Consider the following 13,868-nt stretch of genomic DNA (forward strand, 5'->3'; position numbering starts at 1 on the left):
TGAAGGCACGAAGCCAGTCACATGACGGGTCACGCCCACCGCTGCCAGCCATCAGCCCATCACCGAAGGACTGACCCGGCCAGCCTCACAGTCACCTGATCATCCTGGGGAGGGCGGTCCGGCCCCGGACGCGACGCCGCCCCCGCCCCGGTGTCGGGGCGGGGGCGGCGCGTCGGTGCTGTGGTTCTTCGGTGCTCTGGTGCGGTCAGGCCTGGTCGGTCGGTGCGGGCGCGGAACCCGGGTCGCCGTCCCAGTCCTTGCCCGCGACGTCGGCGTTCTCCGAGGCGCTGTCGGTCTGGCCGGACACGGTCTCGATCATCTCCTCGTCGGAGACTCCCTCACCGGCTGCGTGGGTGTTCGGCTCGCTCATCGCGCAGTCCCTTCCTTCGGCTGGCTTCCTCCTGGCCGGTCCCCGATCGGCGACCCCGGCAAACCAGCCGGTCGGTCACAGGCCGGGCGGTCGCAGCTCGAACCAGACCCGCTTGCCGTCCCGGTGGGCCTCGCAGCCCCAGCGGTCGGCGAGCACCTCGACCATGAGCATCCCGCGGCCGCGGGTCCGCTCCGGGTCGAGCCCCTGCGGCGCGGGAGGAACCGGCGAGCAGTCGACCACGGCCAGGCGCAGCCAGTCCTCGGAGCAGGTCGCCTCGATGGTGAGGCACGCGCTGCCCCCGACGTGGTCGACCACGTTGGCCACCAGCTCGGTCACGAGGAGCGCCGCGTCCTCGTGGTCCTGCCGGGCGTCCCACGCCTGCAGCAGCTGCCGCACGAGCCGGCGTGCCACCGGGACGCTCGCAGCGATCGGCGGCAGGTCCATGCTGGCGGTGAGGGTGGACATGAGGTGTTCCGTTCTGCTGGCGTGCTCAGCGACGTGGGGCTCCCCTGCCCTCCTCATCGGCAGAAGGGGCTCCGAACCGGAGGGTCGAACCGACCGGCGCGAAGAATTGTGCACCACATATCGCCCGCTATGGGGGTTGCCCGCAACCCGCCTTGCGCTAGGGTCTTCGCCGTCGCCTCCCGGAAGGAGCCGCGCGTGACCGCTCCCGTCGCACCGGAGGACGACGCCGCCCGCCAGGCCCTCGAGCGACTGGTCGACTGCATCGACGAGTCGGTGGCGGAGCTCACCCTGGCCCGTGCCCGCGCCGACCTGCTGCTGGAAGGGCGGCGCGGCGGGACGCCCTGGGCCGGGCTGGTCACCGACGAGCCCCGCCCGCTCGTGGTCGAGACCGTCTCCTCCGTGCTGTCCGCGCTCGCCACGGCGGGGCACGGCTGGCGCCGCGAGGAGGCCGCCGCGCTGCGCCGGGAAGGCGTCAGCATCAACCGGATCGCCGCGCTGTTCGGCGTGACCCGGCAGCGGATCTCCGCCCTGCTCCGGGAGTAGGACCCCCGGGCCGGGCCACCGTCAGGCGGTCAGCGCGTCGATCGCCTTGTGGATGCGCTGCTCCGAGACCGGCCTCGGGGTGCCGACGCCCTGCGCGAACAGCCCCACCCGGAGCTCCTCGATCATCCAGCGCACCCGCACGACCGGGTCGTCCGGCGCCCCGGTCGCCGGCACCTGCCGGCGCAGCTGCTCGTACTCCTCGGTCACCGCGGCCACCTGCCGCATGCCCAGCTCGTCGCGGACCGCGTTGGCCGGCAGCTTCTCCAGCCGGTACGCCATCGCCGTCAGGTACCGCACCACGTCGGGCAGCCGCCGTCGCCCCGCGGTGGCGACGAACCCGCGGTGCAGCAGCCCGCCCATCTGCCGGCGCAGGTCGGCGACCGCGGCCTCGGGCACGCGACGGCCCGGTGCCGCACCGAGCGCGACCGCGACCTCCCGGGCCTGCGTCAGCACCGCCTCGACGCGGCGCACGGTGTCGGCCGTGAGCGCGGGCAGCTGCGCCTTGGCGGTCACGACCAGGGCGTCGAAGGCCGCCTGGTCCCGTGGCGGGCCACCGGCCGCGGCGATCAGCTCGTCCGCCGCCGCGTCGACGCAGTCGGCGACCAGGTCGGGGATCTCGCCGTCCGGGTTGAACTGCAGCGCCAGCCGGGTCGCCGGACCGAGCCCCTTGACCACCTGCTTGACCGGCGAGCCCGCGACCAGCACCAGCAGCCGGCGGGCGCCGCGCCAGGAGAGCCGGCCGGCCTCGACCTCGGTCGGGACGACCCGCACCCCGGCGGTCGCGCCCTCGTCGACCAGGGCCGGGTAGGCGGTCACGACGTGCGCGCCCCGGCGCACCTCGACCGTGCGCGGCAGCGTCCCCACGTCCCAGGTCGTGAGGCCGGTCCGCTCGAGCTCCGAGGCGGCCCGGGCCAGGCTCGCCCGCGCCTGGGGGGCGACCTGCGCCTTCAGGGCAGCGAGGTCCTTGCCGCTGGCGAGCGTCCGCTGCTGGTCGTCGAGGACCCGGAAGGTCGCCCGCAGGTGGCCGGGCACCTGCGCGGGCGCCCAGGCGTCCGGCGGGATCGTGACGGCGACGGCCCGGCGCAGCTCCCGCTCCAGGGCGGGCAGCAGCGGCTCGCCCGCATCGATCCGCGGGAGCACCTCCCGCACCCGGTCGGGGATCGGCACCAGCGCGCGCCGCAGCTGCTTGGGCAGGCTGCGGAGCAGTTCCGTCACGAGCTCTTCGCGCAGGCCGGGCACGGTGAACGCCAGGGACTCCCCCGACGTCGCCCCCACCACGGTGTCCAGCACCCCGAGGGGGACGTCGACGGTCACCCCGTCCTCCGGGGCCCCGGGCGCGAAGGCGTAGGACAGCGGCAGGGTGAGGCCCTGACTCAGCGGCACCTCGTCGGGGTAGTCCTCGACGCGCACCCCGGCGGCCACCGCGGCGTTCGTGAGCATCTCCGGGGTGAAGGTCAGCAGGTCCGGCCGCTCGTGGCGGGCGCGCTTCCACCAGCGGTCGAAGTGCCGGGTGGAGACGACGTCGGCGGGGATGCGCGCGTCGTAGAGCTCGAACAGCGTCTCCTCGTCGACGGCGATGTCCCGCCGGCGGGCCCGCTCCTCCAGCGCCTCCACCCGCTCGATGGCCCGCTGGTTCTCGGCCCAGAAGCGGTGGTGCGTCGTCCACTCGCCCTGCACGAGCGCGTGCCGGATGAACAGCTCGCGGGACACCACCGGGTCGATGGAGCCGTACTGCACGCGGCGGCCGACGACGAGCGGCAGCCCGTAGAGGGTGACCCGCTCGGTGGCGACGACGGAGCCGCGCTTGGCGTCCCAGCGGGGCTCGGAGTACTGCCGCTTGACCAGGTGCTCGGCCAGCCCCTCGACGACCTCCGGGTCGATGCGGGCGACGGTGCGGGCGAACAGCCGGCTGGTCTCCACCAGCTCGGCGGCGACCACCCAGCGCGGCGGCTTCTTCGCCAGCGGCGTGCCCGGCGCCAGCACGAACCGGGTGTTGCGGGTGCCCAGGTACTCCCGGCCCGGCCGCCCCGGCTTGCCGTCGCGGGTCTTGGCCGGTTCCACCTGCATGCCGACGTGCGAGAGCAGGCCGGCCAGCAGCGCGGCGGAGATGCCCTTCTCGTCCGGCTCGGCCGCCGGCTCCCCCACGGTCATGCCCAGGCGCCGGGCGGTGCCGCGCAGCTGCCCGTGCAGGTCCTGCCACTCGCGGATCCGCAGGTAGTGCAGGAACTCCCGCTTCACCGTGCGGCGGAACTGGTTGCCGCTCAGTGCGTCCTGCTGCTCCTGCAGGTAGCGCCACAGGTTCAGCAGCGCGAGGAAGTCGGAGTTCTCGTCGGCGAACCGGCGGTGCAGCTCGTCGGCCGCCTGCTGGTGCTCGGTGGGCCGCTCGCGGGGGTCCTGGATGGTGAGCCCGGCGGCGATGACCAGCACCTCGTCGAGCACTCCGCGCTTGTCGGCCTCGACCACCATCCGCGCCATCCGCGGGTCCAGCGGCAGGGCGGCCAGCGCCCGCCCGGTCTCGGTGAGCTTCCCCTGCTCGTCGAGCGCGTGCAGCTCCTCGAGGAGAGCCAGCCCGTCGGCGATCGCCCGGCGGTCCGGCGGGTCGACGAACGGGAAGTCCTCCATCGCCCCCAGGTCGAGCGCCGCCATCTGCAGCAGGACCGACGCCAGGTTGGTGCGCAGGATCTCCGGATCGGTGAACTCCGGCCGGGCCTCGAAGTCCGCCTCCGCGTACAGCCGGATCGCGACGCCGGGGCCCAGCCGGCCGCACCGGCCCGAGCGCTGCCGGGCCGAGGCCTGGCTGACCGGCTCGATCGGCAGCCGCTGCACCTTGGTGCGATGGCTGTACCGGCTGATCCGGGCGGTGCCCGGGTCGATGACGTACCGGATGCCGGGCACGGTCAGCGACGTCTCGGCGACGTTGGTGGACAGCACGATCCGCCGTCCGCTGTGCGGGGCGAAGACCTTGTGCTGGTCGGCGGCCGAGAGCCGCGAGTAGAGCGGCACGACCTCCGTGTTCGGCAGCCCCCGCTCGCCCAGTGCGTCCTGGGTGTCCCGGATCTCCCGCTCGCCGGCGAGGAACACCAGGATGTCGCCCGGGCCCTCGGCGGTCAGCTCGTCGACGGCGTCGAGGATCGCGCTGACCTGGTCGCGGTCCTCGTCGGCCTCCGGATCGTCGAGGTCGACGACCGGCCGGTAGCGCACCTCGACGGGATACGTGCGCCCGCTGACCTCGACGATCGGCGCCCCCGCGAAGTGCGCGGCCACCCGCTCCACGTCGATCGTCGCCGAGGTGATGACCAGCTTGAGGTCCGGACGGCGCGGCAGCAGCTGGGCGAGGTAGCCCAGCAGGAAGTCGATGTTGAGGCTCCGCTCGTGGGCCTCGTCGAGGATGATCGTGTCGTACTGGCGCAGCAGCCGGTCGTGCGCGATCTCGGCGAGCAGGACGCCGTCGGTCATGAGCTTGACCAGCGTCGAGTCCGACACCTGGTCGTTGAAGCGCATCTTGTAGCCGACCGCCTCGCCCAGCGGCGTGCCCAGCTCCTCGGCGATCCGCTCGGCGACGCTGCGGGCGGCGATCCGGCGCGGCTGCGTGTGCCCGATCCGCCCGCGCACTCCCCGGCCGAGCTCCAGGGCGATCTTCGGCAGCTGGGTGGTCTTGCCCGAGCCGGTCTCGCCGGCCACGACGACGACCTGGGCGTCGCGGAGTGCGGCGGCGATGTCGTCGCGGCGGGCGCTGACCGGGAGCTCGTCCGGGTAGCTGACCGCCGGGACGGCGGCGCAGCGGCGGGCGATCCGCTGCTCGGCGACGGCGACGTCCGCCGCGATCCGGTCACGCTGCCGCTCCCGGGACTGGGCGTCACGGGTGCGCCGCAGCGCGTCGAGGCGCAGGCGCAGCCGGTGCTCGTCGGCGAGGGTCAGCCCGGCGAGGCGGTCCCGGAGATCGCGGTCCCGGAGATCGGGGTCGCGGAGGTCCTGCGGTGCGCTCACGGTCTGTCCCGGCGTCCTCTCCGTGGTCGTGCCCGGCCCGAGCGGTCGGCGGGCGACCCGACCAGGATCCCACTTCCGGGTGCGTGGCCGGGAACACAGCGCCGAAATCGATGCATGGTCGCTGCAACAACATGTAGCGTGCACCCAGTTTCCCCGAACGACACGAGGTCCCCATGCCGTCGCCACCACCCGAGCCGACCCGTGACTCCGGGCTGCTGACCCTCAGCGACCAGATGCCCCGGTTCATGCGGCTCATCCACGGCATCAAGGCCCAGCACACGGCCGAGGGCGGCCGGGACCGCGCCGCGTCGGTCCTGCTGTTCCCGCTGGAGCGGCTGGGCCCGCTGCGGCAGAGCGCCCTGGCCGAGCTCGTGCACGCCGACCCGTCCACCGTCAGCCGCCACGTGACGCTCCTCGTCGAACACGGACTGGTCGTCCGGGTGGCGGACGAGTCCGACGGCCGGGCCAGCCGGCTGGTGCTCACCGACGCCGGTCGCACGGAGCTCGACGGGCTCCGCGCCGAGCGCGTCGCCTACCTGCGCACGGTCGTCACCGAGTGGACCGACGACGAGCTGACCACCTTCACGGCCCTGTTCGACCGTCTCCTCGACGGCATCGCGGCCACGCTCCCGAACGACCAGAACCCCTCCTCCTCCCGGACGGTGTCCGCATGACCTCCACCCGTACGACCGCGGCCGAGCGGAGGGGCGCCCGCGCGGCGGCCGCCGCCCCCGACGCCGAGGGCGCGTTCAGCCACCGGCAGATCGTCACGATCCTGGTCGGCCTCATGGTCGCGATGTTCCTGGCCGCCCTCGATCAGACCGTCGTCTCCACCGCCATCCGGATCATCGCCGACGACCTGCAGGGCTACGACCTGCAGGCCTGGGCGACCACGGCCTTCCTGATCACCTCGACGATCGCCACCCCGCTGTACGGGAAGCTCTCGGACATCTACGGCCGGCGGCCGTTCTACCTGTTCGCGATCGCGGTCTTCATCGTCGGCTCGGCGCTGTGCGGCATCGCCGACTCGATGTACCAGCTGGCCGCCTTCCGCGCGATCCAGGGCATCGGCGCCGGCGGCCTGATGTCGCTGGCCCTGGCGATCATCGGCGACATCGTGCCGCCCCGGGAGCGCTCCCGGTACCAGGGCTACTTCATGGCGGTGTTCGGCACCTCGAGCGTGCTGGGCCCGGTCGTCGGCGGGTTCCTCGCGGGCCAGGACGCGCTGCTCGGCGTGGACGGCTGGCGGTGGATCTTCTGGATCAACGTGCCCCTCGGGCTGCTCGCCTTCGCCGCGGTCTGGCGGGTGCTGCACCTGCCGCACGAGCGCCGCGAGCACCGCATCGACTGGCCCGGCGCGCTGGCGCTGATCACGTTCCTCGTGCCGCTGCTGGTCATCGCCGAGCAGGGCCGCACCTGGGGCTGGACCTCGGGCCGGGCGCTGCTCTGCTACGCCGTGGGCGCCGTCGGCTTCGTGCTGTTCGTGCTCGCCGAGCGGGCCTACCGGGACGACGCGCTGCTGCCGCTGCGGATGTTCCGCGGTCGCACCTTCACCGTCAGCGCGATCGGCAGCGTCGTGATGGGCGCCGGGATGTTCGGCGGCCTGCTCCTGCTGCCGCAGTACCTGCAGATCGTCCAGGGCTCCAGCGCGACCGTCGCCGGCCTGCAGATGATCCCGCTCGTCGCCGGCATCATGACCGGCGCGATGAGCTCGGGCATCGCCATCTCCCGGACCGGCAAGTACAAGGTGTTCCCGCTGGTCGGCGTCGCGCTCATGGTGATCGCGCTGTTCTCGATGTCGTTCGTCGTGGGCGCCGACACGTCGGTGTGGGCGCTGGTGCCGTTCATGGTGCTGCTCGGCCTGGGGCTGGGCTTCAACTTCCAGCCGGTGATCCTCGCCGTGCAGAACGCCGTCTCCCCGCGGGAGATGGGCGTGGCCACCTCCTCGGTGACCTTCTTCCGCCAGATGGGCGGAACCATCGGGGCGGCCGCGTTCCTGTCGATCCTCTTCACCCGGCTGCCGCAGGACATCGGGGCCGCCGTGGACGACGCGGTGCGGGCCGACCCGTCACTGGCGCCGCAGTTCGAGCAGCTGGGCGCCGGTACCGGCGCCAGCCTGGACGACACGTCGTTCATTCAGGAGCTCCCCGCGGCGCTCGCGCAGCCGTTCAAGGTCGGCTTCTCCGACTCGATCGACGCGGTGTTCCTCATCGCCGCCGGCGTCGTGGCGATCGGGTTCTTCGTCTTCCTCTTCCTGCCGCAGCTCGCGCTGAGCACGAAGTCCGGCATCCAGGCCCGCCAGGGCCCGGCCGCCGGGACGGCGACGACCGATCCGCGCGACCCGGCCGAGGAGGCCACGGAGGCCGTCGGCGCCGCGGCGCCCACGTCGGTCCCGCCGCCGGTCGGTCGGCCGGGCGACACGCCCCGCCGCTGACCCTCCGGACGCACCGCCACGGCACCGCTGCACGGTGCGTGGCGGTGCGGGGGCCGGAGGCCTCCCGCCGCCACGCACGGCGCGGCTCAGCGCCCGCCGGGAACGGCTCCTGGTCGCGGTGGTCGCCCGGAGGACGACGGTGTGACGGCCTCCCGCCGCCACGCACGGCGCGGCTCAGCGCCCGCCGGGAACGGCTCCTGGTCGCGGTGGTCGCCCGGAGGACGACGGTGTGACGGCCTCCCGCCGCCACGCACGGCGCGGCTCAGCGCCCGCCGGGAACGGCTCCTGGTCGCGGTGGTCGCCCGGAGGACGACGGTGTGACGGCCTCCCGCCGCCACGCACGGCGCGGCTCAGCGCCCGCCGGGAACGGCTCCTGGTCGCGGTGGTCGCCCGGAGGACGACGGTGTGACGGCCTCCCGCCGCCACGCACGCGCGGCTCAGCGCCCGCCGTGAACGGCTCCTGGTCGCGGTGGTCGCCCGGAGGACGACGGTGTCATGGCAGGAACACGGCGCGGACGCAGCCGTCGTCCTTCTCCTTGAACATCCGGTAGCCCTCCGGCGCCTCCCCCAGCGGCATCACGTGGGTGGCCAGGTGCTCGGTGACGAGCTCGTCGGCCTCCATGCGGCGCAGCAGCTCGGGGATGTAGCGCTGGGCGTGCACCTGGGCACCCCGCAGGGTCAGGCCCTTGTTCATCGCCGCGCCGAGCGGGAACTTGTCCACCATCGCGGCGAAGACCCCGAGGGTGAACACCGTCCCGCCCTTGCGGCAGGCCGTGATCGCCTCGCGCACGGCGGTGGGCCGGTCGGTCTGCAGCCGCAGCTGCTGCTTGACCTGGTCGTAGATGCCCGGGGTGCCCGGGGCGTGCGCCTCCATGCCCACCGCCTCGATGCAGACGTCGGGTCCGCGCCCGCCGGTGCGCTCGCGCAGCTCGGCGACGACGTCGGTGGTCGTGTAGTCGACCGCCTCCGCGCCCACGTGGGTGCGCACCTGCGTCAGCCGCTCGGGGACCCGGTCGATGACGACGACCTGCTCGGCCCCCAGCAGCATCGCGGCCCGCGCCGCCATCTGCCCGACCCCGCCGGCGCCCCACACGGCGACGACGTCACCGGGCTCGGTGCCGGCCAGGTCGGCGCCCATCCAGCCGGTCGAGGCGGCGTCGGAGGCGAACAGCGCCCGGGTGTCCGAGACGCCCTCGGGGACGACGAACGTGCCCACGTCGGCGTAGGGCACCCGCATGAGCTCCGCGTGGCTGCCGGCGTAGCCGCCCATCGCGTGCGAGTAGCCGAAGCACCCGCCCACGCCCTGGCCCCACAGCCCCTCGGTGATGCCCGGGTTCGCGTTCCCGTTGTCGCAGAGGGAGTACAGCTCCTGCTTGCAGTACCAGCAGGAGCCGCAGGCGGCGAACGGCGCGACGACGACGCGGTCACCGACCTTGCGGTCGCGGACCTCCTTGCCCACCTCGACGACCTCGCCGAGGAACTCGTGGCCGATCACGTCGCCGGCCCGCATGAAGGGGATGTACCCGCCGATCAGGTGCAGGTCGGAGCCGCAGGTGACCGACTGGCGGATCTTCAGGATCACGTCGTGGTCGTTGAGGATCGTCGGCTCGGGGACGTCCTCCACCGACACCTCGTTCACGCCGGTCCAGGTCGCGGCCTTCACAGCACGCCCTCCTTCGGTGCCTGCTCCGTCATGCCTTCCAGCGCCGCGCCCTGCGGTGTCGGCTTCCGCTGGCCGTGCGGCTGGGGATCCACCCGGAGCACCTCCCCCACCTCCAGCAGCTGCTTGGCCTCGCGCAGCGCGGCGCGGAGCTCGCCGATCTCGGCCTCGGACGGGGTGCCGCGGAAGCGCGCGGCGAGCTCGGTGCCGCGGTCGGCCGGCGCTGCGGTCAGCCGCACCTCGATGCGGTCGCCGAACCGGTCCAGCGGGGGCGGCGGCGCCTCAGGGGTGCCGACGGCGGCCTGGTCGCGCAGCACGGTGACCGCCCGCCAGCGGCGGGCCGAGGTCGCCGGGTCGTCGGTCACCGACGCCTGGCCGACCCCGGGGATGCGCACGTGCTGGAGCGTGCCGAGCAACGCGCCTCCTGCGCGGTGGACGATGCCGGGTAGGTCCATGGCTGCTCCTCGGTCGACGGCGGTGCCGTCCCGCCCTACCCGCGCCGCGCCCCCGGGCAACCGGCCTAGTGTGAGGTGGTTCGCGCCACCCCGAAGCACCCGCGCCTGGAGACCTCGTGCCGTCGTCGTCGCTGATCCTGTCCCGTCGTGACCTGGACTTCCTGCTCAACGAGTGGCTCGACGTCGAGTCGCTGACCAAGCGGGCCCGGTTCACCGAGCACTCCCGGGAGACCTTCGACGCCGTCCTCGACCTGGCCGAGCAGATCGCGACCGAGCACTTCGCGCCGCACAACCGCAAGGCCGACGAGAACGAGCCGCGGATGGTCGACGGCAAGGTGCAGCTGATCCCCGAGGTCGCCGAGGCGCTGACGGTGTTCGCCGAGGCCGGGCTGATGGCCGGTGAGTTCGACGAGGAGTTCGGCGGCATGCAGCTGCCGCACGTGGTCGGCCAGGCGGTGTTCGCCTGGTTCAAGGCGGCCAACGTCGGCACCTCGGCGTACCCGTTCCTCACCATGGGCAACGCCCGCCTGCTCCTGGCGCACGGCAGCCGGGAGCAGATCGACACCTACGTCGCCCCGGAGATCGAGGGCCGCTGGTTCGGCACGATGGCGCTGTCCGAGCCGCAGGCCGGCTCGTCGCTGTCCGACATCACCACGAAGGCCGTCCCCCAGGACGACGGCACCTACCGGCTCACCGGCAACAAGATGTGGATCTCCGGTGGCGACCACGAGCTGACCGAGAACATCGTCCACCTGGTGCTGGCCAAGATCCCCGGCGGGCCGCCCGGGGTGAAGGGCATCTCGCTGTTCATCGTGCCCAAGTTCCTCGTGAACGCCGACGGCAGCCTCGGCGAGCGCAACGACGTCGTCCTGGCCGGGCTCAACCACAAGATGGGCTACCGCGGGACGACGAACACGCTGCTCAACTTCGGCGAGGGCGTGCACACCCCCGGCGGGCGGGCCGGCGCCGTCGGCTACCTGGTGGGCGAGCAGCACCGCGGCCTCACCTACATGTTCCACATGATGAACGAGGCGCGGATCGGCGTCGGGATGGGCGCCACGGTGCTGGGCTACACCGGCTACCTGCACGCGCTGGAGTACGCCCGCACCCGCACGCAGGGCCGCCCGCCGGCCGGCAAGGACCCCGCCACGCCGATGGTGCCGATCGTCGAGCACGCCGACGTGCGCCGGATGCTGCTGGCCGCCAAGTCCTACGCCGAGGGCGGCCTGGCGCTGGGCCTGTACTGCGCCCGCCTGGTCGACGAGGAGCAGACCGCGGAGACCGCCGACGAGCGGGCGCGCGCGCACCTGCTGCTCGAGATGCTCACGCCGATCGCCAAGGCGTGGCCCTCGCAGTGGGGGCCGGTGGCCGACGACCTCGCGATCCAGGTGCACGGGGGGTACGGCTACACCCGCGACTACCCGGTGGAGCAGTTCTACCGGGACAACCGGCTCAACCCCATCCACGAGGGGACGCAGGGCGTCCAGTCGCTGGACCTGCTGGGCCGCAAGGTCGTCATGCAGGGCGGCGCGGGGCTGGCCCTGCTCGGCGAGACGATCACCGCGACGACGGCCCGCGCCGCCGGCACCCAGTGGGCCGGCTTCGCCGCCGACCTGGACGCCGCCGTCGCGCGCCTGGCGTCGGTGACCGCGACGCTGTGGGGCGCCGGCGACCCCGACGTGACGCTGGCCAACTCGCACGTCTACCTGGAGGCGGCGGGCCACCTGGTGGTCGCCTGGCTGTGGCTGGAGCAGGCACTGGCGGCAGAGGCGGGCACGACCGACTTCCACGAGGGCAAGCGCGCCGCGGCCCGGTACTTCTGGCGCTGGGAGCTGCCCCGCACCCGGGCCTGGTTCGACCTGCTGGAGTCGCTGGACCGCACGGTGCTCGACACCCGCGACGCCTGGCTCTGACCGAACCTGCCCCGGACGCGACGGCGCCCCGTCACCCCCTGGGGGTGACGGGGCGCGCTCGTCTCGGCGTCCTGCTCAGGCGCGGACGGCCCCCACGGCCTCGGCGGCACTGGGCCGCCCGCTCGACGCGGGCTGCGCCGCACGCTTCTCCTGCTCGTACCGGGCGGTGGACTGCGTGCCCATCGCGATGACCAGGGCCGTCAGGACCAGGAACCCCAGCAGGGTCACGGCCGGCCACAACATCATCAAGTCGCTCTCCTCAGTCACTCCGGGTGCCGCCGCAGGGTCAGGGCGAGCGGCACGTCGTCGAGCCACTCTGTCCCCCGAACTCCTGCGTCTCAATCGTCCATCCGCAGACTTCCCCTGACGGTGTGTGAGTGAGCACACAACCCGCGGTCCGCCGCCGGCCCCGACCGGCCCCGCGGGGCCGTGGTCTCATCACCCCGTGCCCCGTCGTCCCGCCGCGGTCCCGGCCCGGCCGGCAGCCGGTCCACGCCCCGCGGTGCTGGTCCTGGCGCTCTCCCTCGGTGTGACCACTCTCTCCCTCCTGCAGAGCCTGGTGGTCCCGTCGCTGGGCCGGATCGAGGACCAGCTGGGGATCTCCGCCGGGGCGGCCGGGTGGGTGCTGACCGCCAACCTGCTCGCCGCCGCCGTCCTCACCCCGGTGCTCGGGCGGCTCGGTGACCTCCGCGGCGAGCGGCCGGTCATCCTGGGCATCCTCGCGGTGGTGTCGCTGGGCACCCTGCTGGCCGTCGTGACGACGTCCTTCCCGCTGCTCCTCCTCGCCCGCGTCCTGCAGGGCGCCTCCTACGGGCTGTTCCCCCTGGCGATGAGCGTGCTCCGCAGGGAGCTGCCCGATGGCCGGCTCAGCGTGGCCATGTCCGTGGTCAGCAGCACCCTGGCCGTCGGGGGCGTCGCCGGGCTCGTGGCCACCGGCCTGCTCACCGGGGACGACGGCGACTACCGGCACCCGTTCTGGATCGGCCTCGCCGTCGCCGTGCTGGCGCTGGTGCTCACGGCCCGGCTGCTCCCCGCCCGCCGGGTCGCCCGCAGCGGGCGGGTCGACTGGTGGGGGGCCGTCGTCCTCGGGGCCGGGCTGGTGCTGCTGCTCCTGCCGCTGTCCCAGGGCCCCAGCTGGGGCTGGGCGTCGCCGGGCACCCTCGGCTGCCTCGCGGCGGCGGCGGTCGTGCTGGCCGGGTGGGTGCTGCTGCAGCGGCGGACCCGGCACCCCCTGGTGCGCCCGGCGATGCTCGCGGACCGGCGCACCGTGGTGCCGAACCTGGCCGGGTTCATGACCGGCATCGCGCTGTTCGCCGCGTTCCTCGCGGTGCTGCAGTACGTGCAGTCGCCGCCCGAGGTGACCGGGTACGGGTTCGGCGTCGGCGTGCTCGAGGCCGCGGTCGTCTACCTCCTGCCCGGGGGCGTCGCCGGGATCCTCGTGGCGCCCGTCGCCGGGCGGGTCGTCGGCCGCTTCGGCGCAGCCCCCACCCTCGCCGTCGGCGCGCTGTGCGGGGTCGCCGGGTTCGGCGTGCTGGCCGGGCTCCGGGCGGAGCCGGCGTGGGTGATCGTCGCCGGGGTGCTCACCCAGCTGTCGGTGACCATCGCCTACGCCGCCCTGCCCGCCCTCGTCGTCGACGCCGTCGACGAGGCGGAGACCGGCGTGGCGAACGCGGTCAACAGCATCGCCCGATCGGTCGGGCAGGCGCTGGGCAGCACGCTGGCGGTCACGCTCATCGCCGGCTCCCTCGACCCGGCCACCGGCCTGCCGCGCGCCATCGCCTTCACCCTCGTGGCGCTGGTCGGCGCGGGCGCGTCCGCGGTGGTCGTGGTCGTGGCCCTCGCGGGGCTCCGCGCCGACCGCCGGGCCGGCCGGCGACGGCGGCGGGACGAGCTCGCCGAGGTGGAGCAGGCCACCGCCGGCGCCGGCGAGTGGTCCCCGGTCTCCGGCGTCCGGTGACCGGGAGCCGGCGCGGCCGAACCGTTACCGGCGCGTCCGGCATGGAACGGCACCGTCCGGGGCACCGGGGAGGCTGACCACCAC

General features: G+C 74.0%; 11 protein-coding genes. 5 read left to right on the forward strand and 6 right to left on the reverse strand.

All coding sequences use genetic code 11. The features are described from left to right. Positions 1-205: 205 nt before the first annotated feature. Together BD833_RS08850 and BD833_RS08855 are read right to left on the reverse strand one after the other, a co-directional pair. Positions 206-370 carry a hypothetical protein gene (locus BD833_RS08850; RefSeq protein WP_166532786.1) on the reverse strand — a complete coding sequence of 55 codons (165 nt, stop codon included), beginning with the start codon at positions 368-370 and terminating at the stop codon, positions 206-208. Between the two features lie 75 nt (positions 371-445). Then, the gene (locus BD833_RS08855) at positions 446-835 is read right to left on the reverse strand and encodes an ATP-binding protein (RefSeq protein ID WP_166532787.1); all 390 of its coding nucleotides are present in this window, start codon (positions 833-835) and stop codon (positions 446-448) included. A 195-nt stretch (positions 836-1,030) separates the two neighbouring features. Between BD833_RS08855 and BD833_RS08860 the strand changes: the two genes are divergently transcribed. After that, positions 1,031-1,378: a hypothetical protein gene (locus tag BD833_RS08860; RefSeq protein ID WP_166532788.1), complete on the forward strand. Its 348-nt coding sequence runs from the start codon at positions 1,031-1,033 to the stop codon at positions 1,376-1,378. 21 nt (positions 1,379-1,399) lie between these two features. Here BD833_RS08860 and hrpA read toward each other — a convergent pair whose 3' ends face one another. Beyond that, positions 1,400-5,365, reverse strand: a complete 3,966-nt coding sequence (hrpA, locus tag BD833_RS08865) for an ATP-dependent RNA helicase HrpA (protein WP_166532789.1) — start codon at positions 5,363-5,365, stop codon at positions 1,400-1,402. A gap of 173 nt (positions 5,366-5,538) precedes the next feature. On the opposite strand from hrpA, the gene BD833_RS08870 reads away from it, so the two are divergent. Further along, positions 5,539-6,039, forward strand: coding sequence for a MarR family winged helix-turn-helix transcriptional regulator (locus BD833_RS08870; protein ID WP_166532790.1), 501 nt, complete (start codon positions 5,539-5,541; stop codon positions 6,037-6,039). Continuing rightward, positions 6,036-7,799, forward strand: a complete 1,764-nt coding sequence (locus BD833_RS08875; RefSeq protein ID WP_166532791.1) for an MDR family MFS transporter — start codon at positions 6,036-6,038, stop codon at positions 7,797-7,799. Before BD833_RS08870 ends, BD833_RS08875 begins: the two co-directional genes overlap by 4 nt. Before the next feature lie 493 nt (positions 7,800-8,292). Here BD833_RS08875 and BD833_RS08880 read toward each other — a convergent pair whose 3' ends face one another. Further along, entirely contained in the window at positions 8,293-9,462 is a 1,170-nt protein-coding gene (locus tag BD833_RS08880) for a zinc-dependent alcohol dehydrogenase (RefSeq protein ID WP_166532792.1), read from the reverse strand. After that, positions 9,459-9,914 (reverse strand): hypothetical protein, encoded by a 456-nt coding sequence (locus BD833_RS08885; RefSeq protein WP_166532793.1) that lies wholly within the window; start codon positions 9,912-9,914, stop codon positions 9,459-9,461. Before BD833_RS08885 ends, BD833_RS08880 begins: the two co-directional genes overlap by 4 nt. A gap of 116 nt (positions 9,915-10,030) precedes the next feature. Between BD833_RS08885 and BD833_RS08890 the strand changes: the two genes are divergently transcribed. Beyond that, positions 10,031-11,827 (forward strand): acyl-CoA dehydrogenase, encoded by a 1,797-nt coding sequence (locus BD833_RS08890; protein WP_166532794.1) that lies wholly within the window; start codon positions 10,031-10,033, stop codon positions 11,825-11,827. A 75-nt stretch (positions 11,828-11,902) separates the two neighbouring features. Here BD833_RS08890 and BD833_RS08895 read toward each other — a convergent pair whose 3' ends face one another. Continuing rightward, positions 11,903-12,073 (reverse strand): hypothetical protein, encoded by a 171-nt coding sequence (locus BD833_RS08895; protein ID WP_166532795.1) that lies wholly within the window; start codon positions 12,071-12,073, stop codon positions 11,903-11,905. Between the two features lie 199 nt (positions 12,074-12,272). Between BD833_RS08895 and BD833_RS08900 the strand changes: the two genes are divergently transcribed. Then, positions 12,273-13,784 (forward strand): MFS transporter, encoded by a 1,512-nt coding sequence (locus BD833_RS08900; protein ID WP_166532796.1) that lies wholly within the window; start codon positions 12,273-12,275, stop codon positions 13,782-13,784. Positions 13,785-13,868: the final 84 nt, after the last annotated feature.

Origin of the sequence: Blastococcus xanthinilyticus (assembly GCF_008124835.1) — a bacterium.
In the GTDB taxonomy this organism is placed as follows: domain Bacteria; phylum Actinomycetota; class Actinomycetes; order Mycobacteriales; family Geodermatophilaceae; genus Blastococcus; species Blastococcus xanthinilyticus.

Coding starts and splice junctions, on each gene's coding strand:
- BD833_RS08850 (WP_166532786.1), bottom strand. CDS start 370: ATGAGCGAGCCGAACACCCACGCAGCCGGTGAGGGAGTCTCCGACGAG.
- BD833_RS08855 (WP_166532787.1), bottom strand. CDS start 835: ATGTCCACCCTCACCGCCAGCATGGACCTGCCGCCGATCGCTGCGAGC.
- BD833_RS08870 (WP_166532790.1), top strand. CDS start 5,539: ATGCCGTCGCCACCACCCGAGCCGACCCGTGACTCCGGGCTGCTGACC.
- BD833_RS08875 (WP_166532791.1), top strand. CDS start 6,036: ATGACCTCCACCCGTACGACCGCGGCCGAGCGGAGGGGCGCCCGCGCG.
- BD833_RS08885 (WP_166532793.1), bottom strand. CDS start 9,914: ATGGACCTACCCGGCATCGTCCACCGCGCAGGAGGCGCGTTGCTCGGC.
- BD833_RS08895 (WP_166532795.1), bottom strand. CDS start 12,073: ATGATGTTGTGGCCGGCCGTGACCCTGCTGGGGTTCCTGGTCCTGACG.